This window comes from Jiangella endophytica, from assembly GCF_003427025.1.
Lineage (GTDB): Bacteria > Actinomycetota > Actinomycetes > Jiangellales > Jiangellaceae > Jiangella > Jiangella endophytica.
Genome location: NZ_QVAI01000016.1, coordinates 132,253 through 156,032, shown reverse-complemented (window position 1 = coordinate 156,032; position 23,780 = coordinate 132,253). Strand labels below are relative to the sequence as shown.

Here is a 23,780-nt window from a genome sequence, read left to right as displayed (position 1 = left end):
GTTGCTTCCTCCATTCGATCGGCGTACGGCGTGCCTAGCCCCGCGTCGCGGCCATCTCGTCGGCGTCTCCGGTGGCGAGCCACTGGCCCTCCGGGCGCGGGACGGAGTTGAGCAGCTGGGCGGTGTACTCGTCGGCCGGGTTGTCGAGCACCGACTCGGTCGGCCCGGACTCGACGACCTTGCCGTGGTGCATGACGTAGAGGTACTCCGAGGCATGCCGCACGATGGACAGGTCGTGCGTGATGAACAGGCAGCTGATCCCGCGTTCGGTGCGGACCTCCTGCAGCAGGTTCAGGATCTGCGCCTGGACCGACATGTCCAGCGCCGACACCGGCTCGTCGCAGATCAGCACCCGGGGCTCCACCGCCAGCGCCCGCGCGATCGCGACGCGTTGGCGCTCGCCGCCGGACAGCGACGACGGACGGCGCTGGGCGTAGCCCGCCGACAGGCCGACGGACTCCAGGAGCTCGGCGACCCGGCCCTCGACGTTCCCGCCGCCGCGGTCGTGGGTGGTGATCGCCTCCTTGAGCGCCCAGCCGATGGTCCGCATCGGGTTGAGGCTCGAGTAGGGATCCTGGAACACGGTCTGTACGGTCTGCCGGAGCTTGCGGCGATCGCGCGGGGACAAGGCCCTCCAGCTGCGGACCGGGATGCCGTCGATCACGATCTCGCCGCCGGACGGCGATTCGAGCCCGACCAGCATCCGGGCGATCGTGGTCTTACCCGACCCGGATTCCCCGACGATCCCGACGCTCTCGCCCTCGCGGACCGAGATCGACACGTCGTCGACGGCGGTGACGGTGCGGCCCCCGCTCTCGAAGACCTTCTCGATGTTCACGACATCGATCAGCGCACCGTCGGAACGGGCCTCGGCCGGCACCACGACGCGCTCCTCGCTCTTGCTGAGCAGCGTGGCCATCTCGGCCCCGATCTCCGGCAGCCGGACACAGCGCGAGTGGCGGTCGTCGCCCACCTCGGCCAGCGGCGGCACCCCGTCCCGGCACACGTCCTCGGCCCACCGGCACCGGGACGCGAAGGAGCAGCGGTCCTGCACGTCGGCCGCCGACGGGACCGAGCCCGGGATGGCGACGAGCTGGCGTACCCGGCGGTCGGCCGGAGGTTCGGAGAGCAGCAGTCCCTGGGTGTACGGATGCTGAGGAAGCTCGCGCACGTCGTCCGCTCGGCCCGTCTCGACCAGCGAGCCCGCGTAGAGGACCTGGATCCGGTCGCAGGTGGCGAACGCGACCCGCAGGTCGTGGGTGATGAGGATCAGCGCCATGCCCCGCGCCGCCTGGATCCTCTTGATCAGGGCCAGGACCTCGCGCTGCGTGACCACGTCCAGCGCCGTCGAAGGCTCGTCCGCGATCAGGATCTTCGGGTCCCGGGCCAGCGCCGCGGCGATCGCGACGCGCTGGCGCATGCCGCCGGAGAGCTGGAACGGGTACCGCTCGACGACGGACTCGTCGGTGATGCCCACCTCGGCGAGCCGCCGTATCGCCTCGGCTCGCCGCTCGGCGCGGCTCAGCCGCCGTTCGGGGAGCAACGACTCCTCCAGGATCCGGCCGCAGCGCATGACCGGGTTCAGCATCGTGAACGGGTCCTGCATGATCATGCCGATCTGGCGGCCTCGGATGCTGCGCCACTGCCGTTCGGACAGGCCGAGGAGGTTCTGGCCGTCGAACCGGGCGGTCCCGTTCGCGACGACACCCTCCGGCAGGAGGCCGATGAGGGCCTTCGCGCTCATCGATTTCCCGCTGCCGGACTCGCCGACGATGCCGATGCTCTCCCCCGCGGCCAGCTGCAGGTCCAGCGAGGTGACGATCGGGGCGCCGATATCGGTGCGCTCGATCCGCATGCCTTCGACCTCGAGGACGGGACGGTCCGAGGTGAGCGTGGGCTCGGTGTGGGGACTCAACGGGCTGCTCCTCGCCTCGACATCTTCTCGTACACCCAGTCGCCGATCAGGTTCACCGCCGTGGCGGTGAGAGCGATGGCGATGCCGGGCGCGATGCTCGCGACCGGGTTGGTGAACAGCAGGGGCTGGTTCTCCGACAGCATCTGGCCCCAGTCGGGGGTGCCCGGCTCGGCGCCGAGGCCGAGGAAGGACAGGCCGGCGATGGCCACGAGCGACCCGGCGAAGATGATGACCGAGTTCGCGACGGCGGTCGCGGCGATGTTCGGCCAGATGTGCCGCACCATGATCCGGCCGTTCGAGACACCCAGTGTCTTCGCCGCCTCGACGTACGGACGCGGCACCTGCTCGAGCGTGGCGGCGCGCATGACGCGGGCGTCGGTGGGGATCGTGAGCAGGGTCAGCAACGCGACGGCCAGCCAGTAGCCGCCGCCCAGAGCACCGGCCACCACGATGATGATCAGCAGCGACGGGATGGCCACCATCAGGTCGACCCAGCGCATCAACAGCGAGTCGACGAGCCCGGCGCGGTAGCCGGCCAGGAGTCCGAGCAGGTTGCCGCAGATCATGGCGACGACGGCGATGACCAGCGGCCCCATGATCGCGGACCGCGCTCCGGCCAGCATCCGGGAGAACACGTCGCGCCCCAGGCCGTCGGTGCCGAGCCAGTGCTCGGCGCTCGGCGGCGCCAGGCTGCCGAGCACGTTCTGCTGGGCCGGGTCGTGGGGCGCCAGCGCCGCACCGAAGACCGCCACGATCAGGACGAGCGTCATGAACCCGAGGCACAGGCCGATCAGGAGCGGCGGGCGGCTCTTCGTCCGGCGTCGGGTCAGCTGCTGCGGCGCCGTGACGGCTGCCTCGGTCATGCCGACCTCCCTTCGAAGCGGATCCGCGGGTCGATCGCCACGTAGGCGAGGTCCGCGAGCAGGTTGGACAGGACGATCAGCACCGCGATGAGGATCGCCAGGGCCTGGATCATCGGCATGTCACTCGTCTGGGCGGACTGCACCAGAAGCTCGCCGATGCCGCCCAGGGAGAAGGTCGCCTCCACGAACACGGCGCCGGCGAAGAAGAACGCGAGCAGGGCCCCGGAGACCGTCACGACGGGGATCAGAGCGTTCCGGAACGCGTACCGGACCAGCACGTGACCCCAGCTCAGGCCGCGGGCCCGGGCGAACATGATGTAGTCCTGGTCCAGCACGTTGATCATCGAGGCGCGGGTGTGCCGCAGCAGGAACGCCGCGACGCACAGAGCGAGGGCCAGCGCGGGCAGGGTCAGGTGCCACAGCTGGTCGAAGAACCCCTCGCCGCGGCCGGCGGCCGGGAAGATCGGCACCAGGACGGCGAACAGGTACAGCAGCAGGATCCCCATCACGAACGGCGGCGTGCTCAGCGCCACGACCGCTCCCGCCACCAGGCCGCGGTCGAGCAGCTTCCGCTGGCGCAGCGCGGCGATGATCCCGGGCACGACGCCGAGGATCATCGTCAGGACGTAGGCGTAGACGGCGAGGAACGCCGACGGTCCCAGCCGGATCCCGATCTCGTCGGTGACCGGCAGCGTCGTCAGCGTCGATTCGCCGAAGTCGAAGACCAGCGCGTCCTTCAGCCACAGCCAGTACTGCGTGAAGAAGGGTTCGTCGAGGTGGTACCGCTCCGTCAGCAGCTGCACCAGCTCCGGTGTGGCCGGCTTGCCGCCCAGATACGCGTCGACGGCGGTGCCCGGGGCGATGTGGACCAGGGAGAAGACGAGGAACGACAGGATCGCGACCAGGACCACCAACGCGACCAGGCGTTTGCCGATCATCAGCAGGATGGCGCGGCCGGTCATCGCAGCGTCCTCACCGCGCCGGACCGTACGGGCTTGATCATGATCACCTCTCGAGTCGTGTCACGCGTCGGGAATCTCCGGGTCGGCCGGGAGCCGGTCACGGGCCGCTCATGACGCCCCGTCCGTTCGGGGGACGACGTTCAACACCCACGGCGTGCTGTACCAGAAGCTCCCGTAACCGGCGATGTCGTACGTCGTCGAGGCGTACGTCGTGCCCTCGGCGTACAGCGGCACGTAGGGAACGTCCTCGGAGAGCCGATGCAGCAGGTTCGTGTAGATCCCCAGCCGCTCGGCCGGGTCCTGGGTGGCCAGCCCGGCGGCGAGCAGCTGGTCCACGTCAGCGGGCGCCCAGTTCGCCACGTTCGTCGAGCCCTGGGCCAGGTTCGCCGAGCCCAGCCAGATGTCGTTCCAGCTCGGATCGGGGGAACAGGCGCCCGTCTCGGAGAACGTCAGCGGCCGCTGGTCCGGCGGCCCGGAGACGGCGCCGAACCACTCGGTGTCGCCGACAGGGTCGATCCGCAGATCGATACCGAGCTCGGCCAGTTGCGCGGCGATCACCTGGGTCGCGGCCTCGGCGCCCGGGTAGGCGGGAATCGTGGCGCTGAAACCGTCGGGCGACCCGGACCGGGCCAGCTCCGCCGCGGCGGCCTCCGGGTCGTACGGATACCTCTCCACCTCGTCCAGCGCCGCCTGGACCTCGTCGTCGGAGCCGAGTGGGCGCATCAGGATCGGGGAGATCAACAGGTCCAGCGGCCCGCTCGCCCGCCCCTGCGTCGCGGCCACGACGTCCTCGCGGTTGATCGCGTACGCGACCGCCCGGCGCACGTGCACGTCGTCCCACGGCGCGGTCTGGGTCGGCAGGCTCAGCAGCGCCGTGCCACACGTCGGCACCGTCGTCACCGTGCCCCCGCCCGCGGCCGCGTCGAACCCTTCCGGGCCGTTCACCAGCGGCGCGATGTCGATCTCACCGGCACGCAGGGCGAGCGCCATGCTGTTGTCGTCGGCGAAGAACGTCACGGAGACCCGCTCGACGGGCGGTTCCCCGCCCCAGTAGTCCTCGTACGCCGACAGCTCCATCCCGCTGGTGGGGTTGAGGCTGTCGAACTTCCACGGCCCGGTGCCGATGGCGAGGGTGCCGGGCTGCCCGAACGTGGCGGCGTTCTGCTCCGCGTGCTCCTTCTGGAAGACGATCGCGTAGAACATCGCGGGCGTGTACTGCCACGACGCGTCGGGCTGTTTCAGGGTCACGCGGACCGTGCGCTCGTCCGGCGCGTCGATGCTCTGGACCGACGAGTAGAAGTTGGCCCGCCGGCTCTCCGGCGCCGCCAGGTACTCCCAGGAGTACTTCACGTCCTCGGACGTCAGCTCCGTGCCGTCCCAGAACGTCACCCCCTCGCGCAGGGTGTACTCGTAGACCGTGTCGCTGACCTGCTCCCACTCGCTCGCCAGCCACGGCTGCAGCTCGCCGTCCGGGCCGATCCGCAGCAGCGCCTCCATGCCCAGCGGCTGGACGTAGATGCCGCTGTCGCTGCGCAGCGTCGGGTCCAGGGTGTTCACGGCGCCGGAGAGGCCGACGTCGAGCTGCGGGATCTCGGTATCCGTGACGGACTCGCCCGGCCCGGCCACCTGCGGCACCTGATGCGTGGCTCCGCTGCCCGCGGAGCCACCGGCCCCGCCACCGGAGCAGGCCGCGACCGCGGCCGCGCCCAGCAGAGCGACCGTCGTCAAGGCGAGGGACCGGCGCCGGGCGACCGTCATCGCGGCACCACGTTCAGCAGCCAGGGGAAGCTCATCCAGAAGCTGTCGTACTCGACGATGTCGTAGTCGGCCGACGCGTAGGTGTTGCCCTCGGCGTACACGGGCACGTAGGGAACGTCCTCGGCGACCTGCTTCGACAGCTCCGTGTAGATCCGCAACCGCTCGGCCGGGTCCTGTTCCAGCAACCCCTCGGTGAGCAGCTCCTTGACCTCGGGCGGCGTGTACTGGGCCAGGTTCAGCCCGATCGGCTCACCCGCGTCGTCGGTGCGCAGGAAGATCGAGTCCCAGTCCGGGTCCGGTGTGCAGGCGCCGGTCTCGGTGAAGGTGAACATCGGGTCGCGCTCGGCGATCATCCCGTACCACGCGGTGTCCGGGATGACCTTGACCGGGGCGTCGATGCCGATCTCGGCCAGTTGGGCCGAGACCACCTGGGCGGTGGCGGAGGAGCCGCCGGGAATGGTGAGGTCGTAGCTGAACCCGTCCGGGACCGACGACTGCGCCAGCTCGGCCTTGGCCGCCTCCAGGTCGAACGGATAGGTCTCGACCTCCTCCAGCGCCGCCTCGACCTCGTCGGAGGATCCGAGCGACTCGAAGAGCTGCGGTGAGATCAGCGTGTGCAGCGGCGCCCCCGCCCGTCCCTGGGTCGAGGCGATGATGTCGTCGCGGTTGATCGCGTGCGCCACCGCCCGGCGGACGTGGATGTCGTCCCACGGCGCGGTCCGCGTCGGCATGCTCACCAGCGACGTCGCGCAGGTGGCCGTCGTGTAGGTGCTCGCCGTGCCGGCGGCGGCGGCGAAGCCCTCGGGCTGGCCGATGCCCGGCGCGATGTCGATCTCACCGGCCCGCATCGCCAGAGCCATGCTGTTGTCGTCGGTGAAGAACTTGACCGAGACCCGGTCGATCGGCGGCTTCCCGCCCCAGTAGTCCTCGTGCGCCGACAGCTCCATCCCGCTGGTGGGATTGAGGCTGTCGAACTTCCACGGGCCGGTCCCCACCGCCAGCGTGGCCGGGCGCCCGAACTCCTCGCCGGTCTGCTCGGCGTGCGCCTTCTGGTAGATGACGCCGTAGTACATCGCGGGCACGTACTGCCACGACGCGTCCGGCTGGTGCAGCGTCACCCGGACCGTGTACTTGTCCGGCGCCTCGATGCTCGCGACGGCCGCGAACATCGTGCTCGTCCCGTCGGCCGCCGGCGCCATCTGGTCCCAGGAGTACTTCACGTCGTCCGACGTCAGCTCGGTGCCGTCCCAGAACTTGACGCCCTCGCGCAGCGTGTACTCGTAGACCGTGTCGCTGACCTTCTCCCAGTCGGCCGCGAGCCACGGCTCGAGTTTCCCGTCCGCGTCGACCTGCAGCAGCGGCTCCAGCGCGTTCATGTTGACGTACAGACCCGACATGACGTTCTGCGCCGGATCGACCAGCGGCACCTGGCCCGAGATGCCGACGGTGAGGTGCGGGATGGGCTCGTCGGACACCGGCTTCCCTGCATCGACGTCCCTGGCCGTGGCGCCGGGGTGCTCGCCGTCGCCGCTGGCCGGGTCGTCGTCGGCCGGTCCGTTGCCGGCACACGCCGCCAGTACGGCTGCGCCGAGCAGACAGGACGCGACCCGCGCCCGCCGCCATCCCCTGTTCCTGGTCGATCCGGACATGTGCTCACTCCTCGTCTGAGATCACGCCACGCGTGAACAGCAACGGGTTCGGATCCAGCAGAGACGTCGTCTGCTTCGGGGACGGACCGCGCGTCCGGAGATCCGGACGGCGCCGTCATTTCGGCACCAGGTTCAGCGCCCAGGGCAGGTTCATCCAGAAATAGCTGTTGTATTCGACGAGGTCGTACGTGGTGGAGGCGTACGTCGTCCCCTCGGCGAACAGGGAGATGTAGGGGACGTCCTCGGCGACCTGCTTCTGCAGGTCCGTGTAGATCCGCAGCCGCTGCGCCGGGTCCTGCTCCAGCAGGCCCTCGGCCCAGAGGGCGGTGACCTCCGGTGAGGAGTACTGGGCCATGTTCAGCCCGATCGGCTCACCGGACGCGTCGGTGTCGAAGAAGAGCGAGTCCCAGTCCGGGTCCGGCGTGCACGCCCCGGTCGCGGAGAACGTGAACGGGCGATCGTCCTCGCGGAGCGAGGCGTACCAGGCCGTGTCCGGGAGGACCTCGACGGCGATGTCGATCCCGATCTCGCCCAGCTGAGCGGCGATCACCTCGGCGATGGCGGCGGAGGCAGGGGGAACGGTGAGGTCGAAGCTGAACCCGTCCGGGACCGACGACTGCGCCAGCTCGGCCTCGGCGGCCTCCAGGTCGTAAGGGTACGTCTCGACCTCCTCCAGCGCGGCCTGGACCTCCGCCTCGGTGCCGAGCGTCTGGAGCAGCTGCGGAGCGATCGCGTACACCGCGGGTCCGGCCGCGGCCCCCTGGGCGGCGGCGACGATGTCGTCCCGGTTGATCGCGTGTGCGACCGCCCGGCGCACGTGCACGTCGTCCCACGGCGCGCGCCGTGTCGGCAGGCTCATCCGAGCGGTGCCGCACGTCTGCACCGTCGTGACCGTGTTGCCGCCGGCGGCGGCGTCGAAGCCGGTCGGCCCGCTGACGACGGGTGCGATGTCGATCTCACCGGCGCGCAGCGCCAACGCCATGCTGTTGTCGTCGGCGAACGACTTCACCGAGATCCGGTCGATCGGCGGCTCGCCGCCCCAGTAGCCCTCGTAGGCCGACAGCTCCATCCCGCTGGCCGGGTTGACGCTGTCGAACTTCCACGGACCGGTCGCCACGAGCAGGGTGCCGGGCTGGCCGAAGGCGTCCCCGGCCTGTTCGGCGAACGTCTTCTGGAAGATCACCGAGTACCACATGGCCGGCGTGTACTGCCACGACGCGTCCGGCTGCTTCAGGGTCACCCGCACCGTGCCGGCGTCGACGGCCTCGATGGTGTCGACTGCCGCGAAGTACGTCGCTCGCCGGCTCTCCGGCGCCCGCAGATGATCCCAGGAGTACTTGACGTCCTCGGCGGTCAGCTCGGTGCCGTCCCAGAACGTCACACCGTCGCGCAGCGTGTACTCGTAGACGGTGTCGCTGACCTGCTCCCACTCGGTCGCCAGCCAGGGCTGCAGCTGACCCTCCGGGTCGATCCGCAGCAGCGGCTCCAGGCCGAGCTGGTTGACGTTGAGACCCGCTTCCATGTTGTCGGCCGGGTCGACGAGCGTCACCTTGCCGGGGATGCCGACCGTGAGCTGATCGATGTGCTCGTCCGAGACCGGCTGACCGGGGTCCACCGTCCGCGCGGTGTCCGCCGGCCGCTCGCCGCCCCCGGCCGCCCCGTCGCCGGCGCCGTCCTCACCCGCGGGGCCGTTCCCGGCGCAGGCCGCGAGCAGCGCGGTGGTGAGCAGACAGGACACGATCCGCGCCCCGCGTCCGTGCCTGGTTCTCGTCGTTTCGGACATGCGCTCACTCCTCGTCTCACGACCACGGGTGTTCGACCGGCAACGGACCACTACTTGGGGACGAGGTTCAGCACCCAGGGCAGGTTGGACCAGAAGCTGCTGAACTCGACCAGGTCGTAATCGGTCGAGCCGTAGGTGTTGCCCTCGGCGTAGAGCGGCACGTAGGGAACGTCCTCGCCCAGGTGCCGGAGCACCTCCGCGTAGATGCCCAGCCGCTCCTGCGGGTCCTGCTCCAGCAGCCCGTCGGCGAGCAGCTGCGTCACCTCCGGCGGCGCGTACTCGGCGAAGTTCAGTCCGACCGGCTGCCCGGCCTCGTCGGTGTCCACGAACAGGGCGGCCCAGCTCGGGTCGGGCGAGCAGGGACCGGTCGCGAAGAACGTGAACGGCTTCTCGTCCTCGCCGAGGGCGGCGTAGTACGCGGTGTCCTGGAGCACCGCGACGGTGATGTCGATGCCGATCTCGCTCAGCTGAGCGGCGATCACCTCGGCGATGGCGGCCGACGCCGCGACCACCGTGAGGTCGTAGCTGAACCCGTCCGGGACCGACGACTGCGCCATCTCGGCCTTGGCGGCCTCCACGTCGAACGAGTAGGTCGCCACGCCCTCGAGCGCCGCGTCGATCTCCTCACCGGAACCGAGCGTCTGCAGCAGCCGCTCCGAGATCACGTGCTCGGCCGGTCCGGCCGCGGCGCCCTGGGCCGCCGCGATGATGTCCTCCTGGTTGATCGCGTACGCGACCGCGCGGCGCACGTGCACGTCGTTCCACGGCTCACTCTGCGTGGGAATGCTGAGCAGCGTGTTGGCACAGGTCGGCACCGTCGTGACGGAGTTGCCGCCGGCGGCGGCGTCGAAGCCGGTGGGGCCGGCCACCGTCGGGGTGATGTCGATCGCCCCGGAACGCAGCGCCAGCGCCATGCTGTTGTCGTCGGCGAAGGCCTTGATCGAGATCCGGTCGACCGGGGGCTTGCCACCCCAGTAGTCCTCGTGGGCCGACAGCTCCATCCCGGTCGCCGGGTTGACGCTGTCGAACTTCCACGGACCGGTCGCCACCAGCAGGGTGCCGGGCTGGCCGAAGGCGTCGCCGGCCTCTTCGGCGAACGTCTTCTGGAAGATCACCGAGTACCACATCGCCGGCACGTACTGCCACGACGCGTCCGGCTGGGTCAGTGTGACCCGCACCGTGTACGGGTCCACGACCTCGATGGTGTCGACCGTGGTGAAGTAGTTGGCCCGCCGGCTCTCCGGCGCCCGTACGTGGTCCCAGGAGTACTTGACGTCCTCGGCGGTCAGCTCGGTGCCGTCCCAGAACGTCACGCCCTCGCGCAGCGTGTACTCGTAGACGGTGTCGCTGACCTGCTCCCACTCGGTCGCCAGCCAGGGCTGCAGCTGACCCTCCGGGTCGATCCGCAGCAGCGGCTCCAGGCCGAGCTGGTTGACGAACAGACCCGACTCCATGTTCTCCGCCGGGTCGACGAGCGTCACCTTGCCGGCCAGGCCCACGTTGAGGTGCGGGATCTGCTGGTCCGACACCGGTTGGCCCGGGTCCACCGTCCTGGCTGTCGTGGCCGGCCCGGCACCGCCGCTGGCCGGATCCTGGTCGCCGGCGCCGCCACCGCCGCCGCCACCGGCGCACGCCGCGAGCAGCGTGACGCCGATGGCGCACGACATGATCTGCACGCGGCGCCGTCCGCGCTTCGGAACACGGTTCGTCTCGGACATCTCAACACCATTCGGTTGTCGTGGCAGAGAATCCGAGTCCCTTCACGGGACTCCGCGAAGAGCCTGGTTCTCGTTCGCTCCAGCCTGTGTCTAGCTGGCCCATGTCGTAACGTGGAGCACAGCATTGTCTGATTGCTTATGACTGTCAAGACCTAGTTGAGTGGTCTAACGGAAGCCCGAGACAGGTAGTCGATATCCAGGCAACCCGCCTGACTTCCGGCCGACACAGCTGGCGCTGCCAGCAGCGAGCTCGACGCATCACGGCACCTCACCGGTAACGTGTGCGACACAGGGAGTTGATCGCTCGGGCCGATTCAGATCTATTGCCTTAGGCTGAAATGTCACAGGCTCCGGCGCGGTGCCCGGTGCCGTGATGCTGGGGTGAGCGCCCGGCCCGCCGCCGTCACCAGCGACGGCGTCCGGTGGACGCCCACGTCCAGCCGTCCGGCCCCGATCCGTGGCCAGGACGGGGTGACGACTCACGCCCATGCCATTAAGCTCGGACGGTTAGGTCGACTCGACGCCGCAGGCAGTGGTGTACTTGTGCTGGGCGGATACGTCCTTCCGCAGAGGGAGAGCGAGCAGTGGTCGAGAAGATTCAGGTGAGTCTGCACTCCGATGTGCCTATCTACCGGCAGATCGTCACGCAGTTGTCGTTCATGATCGAGACTGGCGACCTCGCACCCGGCCAGGCCCTCCCCAGCGCCCGCCTGCTCGCCGACAACCTGCACATCAACCGCAACACCGTCGCTCGGGCCTATGCCGAACTCGGCGATATCGGCCTGGTCGAGGGGCGCGGACGCAGTGGGACGATCGTCGTGGGGCCCGGCCCCGAGCGCGAGGGCTCGCTGGCCCGCGATCAGGCCCGGCAGCTGCTCGAGGCGGCCACCCGTGAATGCATCGAGCTCGGCCTGTCGGCGGCCGAGATCCAGTCGCTGGTCATGAGCCTGGCGCTGCGCGCCGAGGACGACCTCCTGAAGGTCTCCTTCGTCGAGTGCAACGCCGACCGCGCCAAGTACTTCGCGAACGAGCTCGAGGCCAACATCGGCGTCAAGGTGCGGCCGCTGGTCCTGGGCACCTTCGAGCCCGAGGAGGAGCGCGCCGACCTCGTCCTCACCACGTTCTTCCACCTCGCCGAGGTGCGCGCGCTCATGCGCCGCCCCAACACCGAGATCGTCGCCATCGTCGTCGCGCCGCACGTCCAGACGCTCGTCCAGATCGCCTCCGTGGCGCGGAACGGGACGGTCGGCATCTGGTACCGCACCGACGAGCAGGCCATCACCGTCCGCGACTCGCTGCGCGACTCGGGCATCAAGAACATCGAGGTGCTCGACGGCATCGAGGACAAGAACCTCGAGGGCGTCGATCTCGTCGTGATCCCCGACGGCATGGGCGAGCTGAGGGAACAGCTCGAGGGCCGGGTGCACGTCATGGAGTTCGGCAACGTCCTCGACGCCGCGTCCATCCGCATGGTCAGCGACGTCGTCCGCGACATGCAGGAGCTCAAGCGCGGCGCGGCCCCGTCGCTCGGTCAGGCGCCCGCGCCCGCCCACGCGGGCTGAGGTCGTCAGGCACCGACCAGGTCGATCACCCCGTCCGCGATCAGCCGCCGCACCGCGGCCTTGTCGCCCTTGCCGATCCCGGTGACCGGCAGGCTCGGCACCAGCGCGGCCGCCGACGGCCGTTTGAAGCCCGGCAGCGCCTCACGACAGTGCCGGAGCAGGCCCTCCGCGGTGAGGCCGCTGCCCGGTTTCGGCACGGCCACGACCACCGGGGTCTCGCCCCACCGAGCGCTCGGCACCCCCACGACGATGGCCTCCTGGACGCCCCCGTGGCCGAACGCCGCCGCCTCGATCTCGGCCGGAGCGACGTTGAAGCCGCCGGAGATGATGATGTCCTTGAGCCGTCCGGTCAGGAAGACCAGTCCACGGTCGTCGACCCGGCCGATGTCCCCGGTGCGCAACGCGCCGGTCGCCGTCAGCGCGCCGTTCGTCGCCTCGGCGTCGCCGAAGTACCCGCGCATGCGGCTGGGGGCGGCGGCCAGGATCTCCCCGCCGTCCTCGTGGCCCTCCAACGGGTCGAGCGTCAGCTCGGTCGTCGGGAAGGCCCGCCCGACGGTCGTGGGCTCGGCGCGCAGCATGGCGTGCGACGCGACGGTGACGGGCACCAGTTCCGTCAGCCCGTAGAACTGGTGCGTCTCCACCCCGGGAAACGTGTCCCACCACCTCCGGAGCAGGTGGGCCGGCATCGGCTCGGAGGCGAAGAGGATCCACCGGAGCCCGGCGAGCTTCCGCGGCGGCGCGTGCTCGAGGAGCCGGCTGAGGATCGTCGGTATGGCGTCGAACGTCGTCGCCCTGGTGCAGGCGTCGGCGACCCGGTCGACGTCGAAGCCGGGCAGGACCTCCAGGGATCCGCCGGCGCACAGGGTCGGCAGGACGTGCTCGGGGATGCAGGTGTAGAGGGGCAGGAACACCAGGCCGCGGTCGCTGCGGTCGAACGGCAGCGCCGTCGCCATCTGCAGCGCCGTGTGGAAGATGGAGCCGTGCGTGTGCTCGACGCCTTTCGGTCGTCCGGTCGAGCCGCTGGTGAGCATGATCTTGCAGGTGGCGTCCGGCGCGATCCGGGGCAGCGCCGGACCCGACGGCCCGCGTGGCGGCGCGGACAGCTCCAGGAGCCGATGGGAGTCCTGGAGCCCCTCCCGGATCTCGGCGGGCACCCGGCCGACGACGATGGTCCGTACGCCGACGAGGTCGAGCTGGTCGCGGATCGACGCGAGGTCGAGCATCGTGTTGACGGGAACCGCGACGAGCCCGGCCCGCATGATGCCCAGGTAGGCGGCGATGTACGCCGGCTCGTTCCATCCGATGATCCCGACCGGCTCGCCCGGTCGCAGTCCGAGGCCGAGCAGCCCGCGGGCCAGCTCCTCGGTGCGGGACCAGAACTGCCCGTACGACCAGGTCTCACCGTCGCCGATCAGCGCCGGATCGTTCGGGTGGGCCCGCACCACGGCGCCGATGTGCGACAACAGGGTTCTGACCATGTGCTGACCACCTCACCGGTGCGATTCGACGTCCCCATGCCGCGGACCCGACAGCCACGCCTGCTCCGCCTCGTCCCAGGCGGTGAGCACGTGGTATTCCGGCACCAGGGCCAGGCCGCTCCTGGTGTCCGGGGAGATCGGCTCGCGGGAGACCCGGACGGCGACCAGGGCGGGAGCGTGCGCGAAGGCCGCCCCGAGCGCCGCGTCCAGCTCGTCCGCGTTGTCGGCGCGGTATCCGGCGACACCGAGGCTCTCGGCGAGCCGGTCCCAGGCGCAGGGCCCGAGCTCGGTGCCCATGACCTGCCCCTGGTAGTGCAGGACCTGGTCGGCGCGCTCGATGTTCCACGCGCTGTTGTCGGCCACGACGACGACGACACGTGCTCCTTCGCGGACCGCGGTCTCCAGCTCCATGACGTTGAAGCCCAGGGCGCCGTCCCCGACGAGCGCGACGACCGTGCGGTCCGGGTGGTTGAGCGAGGCCGAGACCGCGAACGGGACGCCCACGCCGAGGCATCCGAACGGCCCCAGGTCCAGGTAGGTGGGCGTGTTCAGGCTCGATCGCGACCACGACAGGATGTCTCCGCCGTCGACGATCACGATCGCGGCGTCGTCGATGTGCTCGTTCAGCGCGCGGATGACCTCGTGCGGATGGAGCCCGTCGTCCGCGACCGCGGCCGGGGCTCGCATGGTCTCGCCCAGCCGGCGCCGCTTGCCGGCGTTGCCGCGCATGACGTCCTCGCGCCACTCGCGATCCAGGTCCACCGGCTCCGCGCCGGCCGTCACCAGGGCGTCCAGGGCGGAGCGCGGGTCGGCGCGCAGCTCGACGTCGCCGCGACGGTTGGCCTGGACCTCCTCGGAGTTCCGGCCGATGCGCAGGAACCGCTCGGCAGCGGTGAACACCGCCGGCGACCCGTACGCCGCCTCGAAGTCCAGTTGCCGGCCGACCGTGATCACCAGGTCGGCCTCGGCCATCACCCGGGCGCGTGCCGCCGGCACGAAGGAGGGGATGTCCTCCGACAGGGCTCCCCGGCTCGCCCGCGTGTCGAGGTACAGGGCACCGGTCGTGCGCACGAACTCGGCCAGCGGACCGGGCACGGTGAGCGCTTCGCGACCGGCGAGCACCAGCGGCCGCCGGCTGGCCGCGATCGCGTCGACGGCACGGCCGACGGCGGCGGGGTCGGGTGGTCGCCGCGCTCGCGTGCGACGCGGATAGGTCGTGTAGAGCGGAGCGGCCGCCTGACGCAGCAGCTCGGAGCCGAACTCCACGTACACCGGGCCGCTGGGGCCGTCGTCGCCGAGCGCCGCGCTCACGGCCCGGTCGAGCCGGTCGACGACGTGCCGGCGGGACCGGACCACCTCGACCGCCCGGCAGACCGGCCGGACGATCGCCGCCTGGTCGATCTCCTCCAGGGCGCCCATGCCCGCCTGCTCGTCCGGCGGGCGGGTCGAGATCACGAGCACCGGCGAGCCGGCGAGGAAGGCGCACCCGATCCCGGTGACCGCGTTGGTGAGCCCGGGCCCGGTCGTCACGATCGCGACGGCGAGCCTGTGCCGGAGGTCGGCCTCCGCCTGGGCCATGTGCACGGCGGCGACCTCGTGCCGCGCCGTCACGATCCGGACCCCTCGTTCGGCCAGTTCCGCCCAGATCGGCTTCATGTGCGAGCCGGGCAGGCTGAACACCCGCTCGATCCCCTGGCCGCACAGGTACTCGGCGATCGCCGCGGCCACGGTGGACGGCGTGCCTGTGTCAGATCCGGCCTTCGGCTCGGCGTTCGGTTCGGTGGCTGGCATCGGCCCGCCCTCTCTGCCTCGGTCGGCGGAGGCTCTCGGGGATGAGTGCGCTTCGGTGGACGCCGGGGTGCCTCACCCGGCGTAGGCCTCGCGGAGGCGGTCGTGGTCCAGGGCGTGCGCGGTGATCCCGTCGCGTCCGACAGCGGTCGGCGCGGCCACCATGGCGTTGAGGATCGCCTCCTCGGTGGCGTCGATGACGGCGTCGAACAGCCCGTTGATCACCGCGTTGCTGACCATCCGCAGGTCGACCTCGTCCGGTCCCGGCTCCACCAGACCGACCCGGGGAAGACCTTCGTTGCCGGTGGAGAACGCCAGGAGCAGGTCACCGCTGCCGTTCTCGCCGGACCCGCCGGTCCGCCCGATGGCCAGGGCGCCGCGCTGGGCCAGCCGTTCGCACTGATGCGGCAGCAGCGGCGCGTCCGTCGCGATGAGCACGATGATCGATCCACTGCCCCGGGCCGCCCGCACCACCGCGTCGAACGGCGACGGCACGTCGTCGGTGGGGATCCGCTCGCCGACCGGTACGCCGTTCACCCGCAGCCGCCCACGCCGGCCGTGGTTGGCCTGCACGAGGACGCCGACGGTGTAGGTGTCGCCGACGACCCGCGACGACGTGCCGATGCCGCCCTTGAACTCGTGGCAGATCATGCCCGTGCCGCTGCCGGCCGAGCCCTCGGCGACGGGCCCGCCGGACAGGGCGTCGAAGGCCGCGTCGACGTGGGCGGCCGTGACGTGCTGGCCGTTGATGTCGCTCAGGATGCCGTCGTACGTCTCCGCCACCACCGGGAGGTGGAAGTAGAGCTCGTCGTCGCCCCGTTCCCGGTGCAGCCGGGCGACGATCGCGTCGCGGACCACCCCGACCGAGTGGGTGTTGGTCAGGCCGATGGCCGTGGTGAGCTGCCCGTTCTCCCGGATCCAGGGCAACCCGGTCATCTCGCCGTTGCCGTTGAGCCGGTGGAAGCCGGCGAAGACCGGCGAGCGCCAGACCTGCGGCCGGGGCTCGACGACGGTCACCCCGGTGCGCACCGGGCCCTCCCCGACCACCAGCGGCCCGTCGCCGGTGTGCACCGCATGGTGGCCCACCCGCACGCCCGGGACGTCGGTGATCGCGTTGTGCCGGCCGGTCGGGAGGCCACCGATCACGATCCCGAGATCGCGCGACCGGACCGTCACGCCAGCCGGGCCTGTCGCGCGTTGCTGGAGATGTACTCGACGAGCTCGGCGGTCGGCGTGCCGGGCCCGAACACCTCGTGGACGCCGTAACCCTTGAGCGTCTCGGCGTCCTCGGGCGGGATGGTGCCGCCGACCACGAACAGGACGTCCTGGCGGTCGTTCTCCTTCAGCAGCGCGCACAGATCCCGGGCGTACTCGAGGTGAGCGCCGGATAGGCTGGACAGCCCGAGCACGTCGGCGTCCTCCTGGACGACCGCGCGCAGGATCGACTCCGGACTCTGATAGATGCCGGTGTAGACGACCTCCATCCCGGAGTCGCGCAACGCACGCGCCACGACCTTGGCACCGCGGTCGTGCCCGTCGAGCCCGGGCTTGGCGATCACCACCTTGAGCGGCGGCAGACTGGCGGAGGCGGATGTCATGGTGTTGTCCTCTCGTTCCTCTAGAACACGGTCGACGGCTGGTGGTGGCCCCACACGCCGCGCAGCACGTCGCAGATCTCGCCGACCGTGGCCCGGGCGCGCACGGCATCCTCGATCAGCGGCATCAGGTTGTGGTGCAGGTCCGGCGCGGCCTTCTCGATCGCCCGGAGCGTCGCGCTCACCTGCCGGTCCTCGCGGGACCGCTTCACCTCGGCGAGCCGGTCCATCTGGCGTTCCATCACGCCCGGCAGCGGGCGGTCGATCTCGATGTCCTGGGTCTCGTTCTCGTCGACGTAGTCGTTCACGCCGACGGTGATGGTGTCGTTGCTCTCGACCTTGACCTGCTGCTCCCAGGCGGAGTCGGAGATCAGCTGGACCGCGTAGCCGGACTGGACCGCCTCGATCATGCCGCCCATCGCGTCGATGCGCTCGATCAGTTCGAGCGCGTCCTGCTCGATCTGGGACGTGAGCGACTCCACGTAGTACGACCCGGCCAGCGGATCGACGATGTCGGCCACGCCCGTCTCGTGCAGGATGATCGCCTGCGTCCGCACCGCGATCTTGATCGCGCTCTCCGACGGGATGGACAGCGCCTCGTCGAGGGAGTTCGTGTGCAGCGACTGGGTGCCGCCCAGGATGGCGGCCATGGCCTGGATCGCGGTCCGGGCCACGTTGTTGTACGGCTGCTGCGCGGTGAGCGAGACGCCCGCGGTCTGGCAGTGCGCCCGCATCAGCCAGGACCTGGGGTCCTTGGCGCCCAGCCGCTCCCGCATGAGCCGCGCCCACAACCGGCGGGCGGCACGGAGCTTCGCCGCCTCCTCGAAGAAGTTGTTGTGCACGTCCCAGAAGAACGACACGCGCGGCGCGAGCCGGTCGACGTCGATGCCGCGCTCGACCGCGTGCTCGAGGTAGCACAGCGCGTTGCTCAGCGTCAGCCCGACCTCCTCGACCGCCGTCGCGCCGGCGTCGCGGATGTGGTAACCGCACACGTTGAGCGGGTTGAAGCGCGGCATGACGTCGGCGCCGTACTCCATCGTGTCGACCACCAGCTGCACCGAGGGGAGCGGCGGGAAGATGAACTCGTTCTGGGCGATGTACTCCTTGAGGATGTCGTTCTGGGTGGTCCCGGTGAGCACCTGGCCCGGGATCCCCCGCTCGTCGGCCACCACGCGGTACATGGCCAGCACCACGGCGGCCGACGGGTTGATCGTCATCGACGTGGAGATCTCGTCGAGCGGGATGCCGTCGAACAGCGCGTGCATGTCGACGACGGTGTCGACGGCGACCCCGATGCGGCCGACCTCACGCCGGTAGACCTCGTGATCGGAGTCGTAGCCCAGTAGCGTCGGCAGGTCGAAGTCCGTCGAGAGACCGGTCTGGCCGGTCTTGAGCAGGTACTTGTACCGGTTGTTCGTGTCCTCGGCCTGGCCGAAGCCGGCCACCTGCCGGATCGTCCACGGCCGGCCCCGGTACATCGTGGCGTGCACGCCACGGGTGTAGGGGTACTCGCCGGGGAGCCCGATGTCCTCGGCGGGGTCCAGGTGCCGGACGTCGGCATGGGTGTAGATGTCCTTGACCGGCGCACCGGACATGGTGGTGTACTCCGAGCGGCGCGGCGGGATCCGCTCGTAGTCGGCGGCGACCCGGCCGCTCTTCCAGGCTTCGACGCGCTCGTCCCAGCGCTTGTCGTCCTCGTTCATCGGTTCCATCGGCGTGACGCCTCCTTCAAGATCTGGTCCACGGAGTCCTGCATGGTGGCGTGCGGGTCCAGGGCGATCGCTCCGGCGGTGTCGGCGACCCACGCCTCCGCCACCAGCGCCGCGTCCGAACCCCACTTCTCCAGGCGGCGCGCCTCCAGCTGCCCCTCCTCGAGCAGGAACCGCCACCGCGCGTACATGCCGTCGCGCACCTGGTCCACTCCGGTGCCCTCGATCGCCACCGTCTTGTAGACGGCGTCCACGCGTCCGGCGGCCAGGCGCAGGTGCCGTGCCGTCTCCGCGGCGCCGGGCCGGTCGGCCATGTTGACGATGAAGGCGTCGGCGACCTCCATGAGCCCCGCCTTGATCGTCTGCACCGCGTCGCCCAGCCCGGGCACGGTGACCAGCAGCACGGTGTCGGCGACCTCGACGATGGCGACCTCGGTCTGCCCCGCGCCCACGGTCTCGATGAGCACGATGTCGAACAGGCCGGACAGCTCCAGGAGCCGGGCGATGTTCCTGGTGGACCCGGCGACCGCTCCGTGCGATCCGCGGCTGGCCAGGCTCCGCACGAACACGCCGGGCCGGCCGGTCAGGTACGTCTCCATCCGCACCCGGTCGCCGAGGACCGCGCCGCCGCTGAGCGGGCTGGACGGGTCGATCGCGAGGACCGCCACCCGCTGTCCGTCGTCGACGAAGGACTCGATCAGGCGGCCGGTGAGGGTGCTCTTGCCGGCGCCGGGCGGTCCGGTGATGCCCACGATGTGGCAGGGCCGGGGCGCCCGCGGGATCGAGACCTCCCAGGGCGGGCTGTTCTCGACCACGGTCACCGCCCGGGCGAGCGGCGCCCAGTGGCCCTGCCGGCCCTTGGCCACGAGCGTCTCGATCTGGTCAGACTCGAACAACGTTGATCTTCCCATCCACGATCATCTTCCTCACCGTGTCCTTGGCCGTCTTGCCGATGCCGGTGGTCGGGAGCGTGTCGATCAGGCCCGCACCGGTGGGTCGCTTGTAGCTGGTCAGCAGCGAGCGGCAATGGCTCAGCAGGTCGTCCGCCGTCAGTGGCTGGCCGGGGCGGGGCACGGCGACGACGACGGGGGTCTCGCCCCACCGCTCACTGGGCACGCCCACGACGACGGCCCGTTCGACCGCCGGATGCCGGGAGGCGACGGCCTCGATCTCGGCCGGCGCGATGTTGATGCCGCCGGAGATGATGATGTCCTTGCTCCGGCCGGTCAGGAAGACGAGTCCACGCTCGTCGATCCGGCCGAGGTCCCCCGTCCGCATGGCTCCGTCCGGGCCGAGCGCCGCCTTCGTGGCGACCTCGTCCTTGTAGTACCCCACCATCCGGGCCGGGCTGGCGCCGACCAGCTCGCCGCCGTCCGCGGCCCCGCCGGACGAGCCGCTCTCCACGCTCAGCAGCGTCGTCGGGAACGCCCGCCCGATGGTGGACGGTTCCCGGCGCAGCAGGCGGTGCGGCGCCGCCGACAGCGGCAGCACCTCCGTCATCCCGTAGAGCTGGTGCGTCTCCACCCCGGGCAGCTCGTCCCACCAGCGGTGCAGAAGCGTCACCGGCATGTGCTCGGACGCGAACATCACCCATCGCAGGTGGGCGAGCTTCTCCAGCGGCGCGTGTTCGATGAGCCGGCTCAGGATCGTCGGCACCGCGTCGAACGTCGTCGCCCGCGTGCAGGCGTCGGCGACGCGCTCGATGTCGAACCGCGGCAGGATCTCCAGCGCGCCGCCGGTGCACAGCACCGGGAGCACCTGCTCCGGGATGCAGGCGTAGAGCGGGAGGAAGACCACGGAACGGTCGTCGGGGCGGAACGGGAACGCCGAGGCCAGTTGCAGTGCCGCGTGCAACATGGTGCCCTGGGCGTGGACGACGCCCTTCGGACGGCCGGTCGAACCGCTGGTCAGCATGATCGCGGCCGGCGAGCCGGGGCCGGCGACGGGCAGCCGGCCCCGGCGCTGCACCGGGCCGTCGCCGTGCATGGCGAGGATCTGGAACGTCTCGGCCAGTTCGTCGCGGACACCGGGGTCCACCCTGCCGACGAACACGCGCGTGGCGTCGACCGCGGCGAGCAGGCTGCGGACCGTCGCGCCGTCGAGGCGGTCGTTGACCGGCACCGCGGTCCCGCCCGCTCGAGCGATCCCGAGGTAGTTCACGATGTACGCCGGCTCGTTCGCGCCGAGGAGACCGACCGCGTCACCGGGCCGCAGGCCATCGGCCAGCAGGCGCCGGGCGACGTCCTCCGCACGAGACCACAGGTCCCGGTAGCTCCAGGTGGCCGCCTCGTGGATCAGCGCCGGGCGGCCTCCATGGGCACGCGCGACCGCCTCGATCCACGCGACGACCGTGTCGGGGTGGGCGATCACGTCAGGCAACGCCCGTGTCGGAGTGCGTGCGCACGACGATCGTCGCCACCGCGGTGGCCGCCAGCACCGGCTCGGTGGTGTCGAGCACGCCGTTCTCGTCGACCCCGAGGACCTTGAAGATCCTGGCCTCGATGGTGCGGCTGCGGTTGCCGCGCCGGGTGACCCGCGCGATGCCCTCGACGTAGTCGCCCACCCGAAGCGGGGCGAGGAACTCGACCGAGTCGTAGGCGGCACAGAGTCCCTCGTCGCCCCCTTCCTTGAGGGCGAGCTCGGTCTCCAGGTCGGCGAAGATCTCCATCGCCTTCGACCCGGGGACCAGGTTGCCGGCATAGCGCGCGTCGCCGGGCGACAGGCGAAGTCGGATCAGCGCTTGGTCGTCGACAGATCTCGGCTCCAACATAGACACCTCCGTGACAGGTGGCGGGTCCTTGTCGCAGACAGAGTAGAGCATTTAGACCTAAACAAGTAGGTCAGATGGTCGACCTGTTTCAACCATGATGTTCGCCACTACTGACCCCGCCACCTTGAGCTGGCGTCATCACCCCATGTTGCTAGATAGAACAAGGCGTTAGGGTGTGGGCCACGAGCGGCCCGGCCGCCTGATGAAGGAGCCTCATGGAGACGGCGTCCCGCCCCCTCGCCGAGCTGTCCGACCACCTGTTCGCCACGCTGGCGGCGGCCGATCCGTTCGTGGCCACGCTCATCCACGGCATCCCCGGACTCGACGGCGAGGTGCCCGATCTCGGCGAGTCCGCCCAGCTCGCGTCGGCCGAGCGCCTCCTGGACCTGGCCGCACGCGCCGAGCGGATCCCGGCGGACGGGCTCGACGAGCACGACCGGGTGACGCGGGACGTGCTGATCCACGTCGCGCGGTCCGAGGCCGTGCCGTACGAGGACCGGCATGCGGAGTTCGCCGTCTCCGGCTACGCCTCCCCCAGCGCACTGCTGTTCACCGCGCTGACCAACGTCTCGGTCGCCGCTCAAGACGAGCAGCAGAACTACCTGCGCCGGCTGCGCGGCGTGCCCGGCTACCTCGGCCAGGCCCGGGAGCGGGCGCTGGACGGCGTGGCCGCCGGCCGGGTGCCCACCCGCCGCGGCGTCGAGCAGACCGCCGAACGGCTGGACGCCTACCTGCGCGGCCGCGCCGAGGACGACCTCATCGCCGGCATGGTGGCCGGCACCGCCGTCGAGGACGAGGTCCGTGGCCTGGTGGCGGCGTCGGTCCGGCCGGCGCTGGCGGCGCTGCTGGAGACGCTCTCGGGGCCGGTCCTGGCGGCGGCCCGGCCGGACGAGCGCAGCGGGCTGCTGCACGTGCCCGGCGGCGGCGAGATGTACGCCCGCGCCGTCGCGGCGCACACGACCACGACGCGCTCGCCGGAGGAGCTGCACCGGCTCGGCCTGGACCTGTGCGAGGCGTTGCGCGACGAGTACGCCGGGCTGGGGCAACGGGTCTTCGGCACCGGCGACTTCGACGCGATCGTCGACCGGCTGCGGCACGACCCCGAGCTGCGCTACTCCTCCGGCGAGGACATCCTGGCCGACGCGCGGGCGGCGGTGACCCGGGCCGACGCCGCGCTGCCGGACTGGTTCGGCCGTACCGCGTCGGCGTCGTGTGCGGTGGTGCCCATGAACGAGGTGCTGGCGCCGGCCGCCGTGCTCGGCGAGTACCTGCCCCCGTCGGGCGACGGCAGCCGTCCGGGCCGGTACAACGTCAACACCTACGCGCCACGCACGCGGACCCGGTACGAGTACGAGACGCTGGCGTTCCACGAGGGCGTGCCCGGCCACCACCTGCAGTTCGCTCTCGCACAGGAGCTCACCCACCTGCCGGCGTTCCGCCGGTACCTGTACGTCCCCGCCTTCGGCGAGGGATGGGGCCTCTACGCCGAACGCCTGGCCGACGAGATGGACCTGTACTCCAGCGACCTGTTCCGGTTCGGGATGCTGTCGTTCGACTCCTGGCGGGCCTGCCGCCTCGTCGTCGACACCGGCATCCACCACCACGGCTGGACCCGCCGGCAGGCGATCGACTTCATGCTCGCCAACAGCGCCCTCACGCCGGAGAACGTCGCCAACGAGGTCGACCGCTACATCGCCTGGCCCGGACAGGCGCTGGCCTACATGACCGGCCGGCTCGAGATCGAGCGACTGAGGCGGGACGCCCGCGACCGCCTCGGCCCGCGCTTCGACGTCCGCGCCTTCCACGACGCCGTCCTCGGCAACGGATCAGTGCCCATGACCGTGCTGTCCGGCGAGGTGGAACGCTGGATCGCTCAGGTGCCCGCGTAGACCGCGCCCGCCGCCGATGCCGGTGACCGTGTTCGGTGGCGCTGTTCCACTCACCGCACCGGGCGCCCCACCCGGGCGCGGAGCACGTCACCCGCGTCAGGACCGGACCGGCGCCCAAGGCGGCCCCGCAGCGAGTGAGGTGCGCCCGCGCCGGTGAGCCCGGCACCACACACTCACCGACCACCGGGGTCCGGACTCACTCGTCTGTATGAGTGAGTCCGGATGATGGTGAGGACGGCATGTCGGGAGTTGATGACGGGACGGACCGGTTCGCCGCACGGATAGTGGTCTGTCGCCGCGTTCGATGGCGACGTCGGTGCCATGGTGGCGACGTGACCCGG

The 23,780-nt window shown here is 70.8% G+C and carries 17 protein-coding genes; 2 read left to right on the top strand and 15 right to left on the bottom strand.

What is annotated here, in order from left to right; all coding sequences use genetic code 11:
- Positions 1–34 precede the first annotated feature (34 nt).
- From DZA62_RS26970 to DZA62_RS26940, 7 genes are all read right to left on the bottom strand, one after another.
- On the bottom strand, positions 35–1,915 hold the full coding sequence (locus DZA62_RS26970; RefSeq protein WP_198664238.1) for a dipeptide ABC transporter ATP-binding protein: 1,881 nt from the start codon (positions 1,913–1,915) through the stop codon (positions 35–37).
- Positions 1,912–2,778 (bottom strand): ABC transporter permease, encoded by an 867-nt coding sequence (locus DZA62_RS26965; protein ID WP_116952040.1) that lies wholly within the window; start codon positions 2,776–2,778, stop codon positions 1,912–1,914. The genes DZA62_RS26970 and DZA62_RS26965 overlap by 4 nt, the downstream gene beginning before the upstream one ends.
- Positions 2,775–3,740: an ABC transporter permease gene (locus DZA62_RS26960; protein WP_116952039.1), complete on the bottom strand. Its 966-nt coding sequence runs from the start codon at positions 3,738–3,740 to the stop codon at positions 2,775–2,777. Before DZA62_RS26960 ends, DZA62_RS26965 begins: the two co-directional genes overlap by 4 nt.
- Before the next feature lie 108 nt (positions 3,741–3,848).
- Positions 3,849–5,498, bottom strand: a complete 1,650-nt coding sequence (locus DZA62_RS26955; RefSeq protein ID WP_116952038.1) for an ABC transporter substrate-binding protein — start codon at positions 5,496–5,498, stop codon at positions 3,849–3,851.
- A complete protein-coding gene (locus tag DZA62_RS26950) occupies positions 5,495–7,147 on the bottom strand; it encodes an ABC transporter substrate-binding protein (protein ID WP_116952037.1) in 1,653 nt (550 codons plus the stop codon). The genes DZA62_RS26955 and DZA62_RS26950 overlap by 4 nt, the downstream gene beginning before the upstream one ends.
- Positions 7,148–7,262: 115 nt before the next feature.
- Positions 7,263–8,930 carry an ABC transporter substrate-binding protein gene (locus DZA62_RS26945; protein ID WP_116952036.1) on the bottom strand — a complete coding sequence of 556 codons (1,668 nt, stop codon included), beginning with the start codon at positions 8,928–8,930 and terminating at the stop codon, positions 7,263–7,265.
- Between the two features lie 50 nt (positions 8,931–8,980).
- Positions 8,981–10,648 carry an ABC transporter substrate-binding protein gene (locus DZA62_RS26940; protein ID WP_116952035.1) on the bottom strand — a complete coding sequence of 556 codons (1,668 nt, stop codon included), beginning with the start codon at positions 10,646–10,648 and terminating at the stop codon, positions 8,981–8,983.
- Between the two features lie 602 nt (positions 10,649–11,250).
- On the opposite strand from DZA62_RS26940, the gene DZA62_RS26935 reads away from it, so the two are divergent.
- Positions 11,251–12,210, top strand: a complete 960-nt coding sequence (locus DZA62_RS26935) for a GntR family transcriptional regulator (protein ID WP_198664237.1) — start codon at positions 11,251–11,253, stop codon at positions 12,208–12,210.
- A 5-nt stretch (positions 12,211–12,215) separates the two neighbouring features.
- Here DZA62_RS26935 and DZA62_RS26930 read toward each other — a convergent pair whose 3' ends face one another.
- From DZA62_RS26930 to DZA62_RS26895, 8 genes are all read right to left on the bottom strand, one after another.
- Entirely contained in the window at positions 12,216–13,688 is a 1,473-nt protein-coding gene (locus DZA62_RS26930; protein ID WP_116952033.1) for a class I adenylate-forming enzyme family protein, read from the bottom strand.
- A gap of 12 nt (positions 13,689–13,700) precedes the next feature.
- Positions 13,701–15,479 (bottom strand): thiamine pyrophosphate-binding protein, encoded by a 1,779-nt coding sequence (locus DZA62_RS26925; protein WP_116952032.1) that lies wholly within the window; start codon positions 15,477–15,479, stop codon positions 13,701–13,703.
- A 72-nt stretch (positions 15,480–15,551) separates the two neighbouring features.
- On the bottom strand, positions 15,552–16,652 hold the full coding sequence (locus DZA62_RS26920; protein ID WP_198664236.1) for a DmpA family aminopeptidase: 1,101 nt from the start codon (positions 16,650–16,652) through the stop codon (positions 15,552–15,554).
- Positions 16,649–17,074 carry a cobalamin B12-binding domain-containing protein gene (locus DZA62_RS26915; protein ID WP_116952031.1) on the bottom strand — a complete coding sequence of 142 codons (426 nt, stop codon included), beginning with the start codon at positions 17,072–17,074 and terminating at the stop codon, positions 16,649–16,651. The genes DZA62_RS26920 and DZA62_RS26915 overlap by 4 nt, the downstream gene beginning before the upstream one ends.
- Positions 17,075–17,094: 20 nt before the next feature.
- Positions 17,095–18,774: an acyl-CoA mutase large subunit family protein gene (locus tag DZA62_RS26910; protein ID WP_116952076.1), complete on the bottom strand. Its 1,680-nt coding sequence runs from the start codon at positions 18,772–18,774 to the stop codon at positions 17,095–17,097.
- Positions 18,771–19,676, bottom strand: coding sequence for an ArgK/MeaB family GTPase (locus tag DZA62_RS26905; RefSeq protein WP_198664234.1), 906 nt, complete (start codon positions 19,674–19,676; stop codon positions 18,771–18,773). The genes DZA62_RS26910 and DZA62_RS26905 overlap by 4 nt, the downstream gene beginning before the upstream one ends.
- Entirely contained in the window at positions 19,663–21,150 is a 1,488-nt protein-coding gene (locus tag DZA62_RS26900; protein WP_232827612.1) for a class I adenylate-forming enzyme family protein, read from the bottom strand. Before DZA62_RS26900 ends, DZA62_RS26905 begins: the two co-directional genes overlap by 14 nt.
- A gap of 1 nt (position 21,151) precedes the next feature.
- A complete protein-coding gene (locus DZA62_RS26895; protein WP_157987939.1) occupies positions 21,152–21,550 on the bottom strand; it encodes a hotdog domain-containing protein in 399 nt (132 codons plus the stop codon).
- 215 nt (positions 21,551–21,765) lie between these two features.
- Here DZA62_RS26895 and DZA62_RS26890 point away from each other — a divergent pair, with 215 nt between their 5' ends.
- Complete coding sequence (locus DZA62_RS26890) at positions 21,766–23,439, top strand: DUF885 domain-containing protein (protein ID WP_116952027.1); 1,674 nt, start codon at positions 21,766–21,768, stop codon at positions 23,437–23,439.
- The last annotated feature ends 341 nt before the right edge of the window (positions 23,440–23,780 follow it).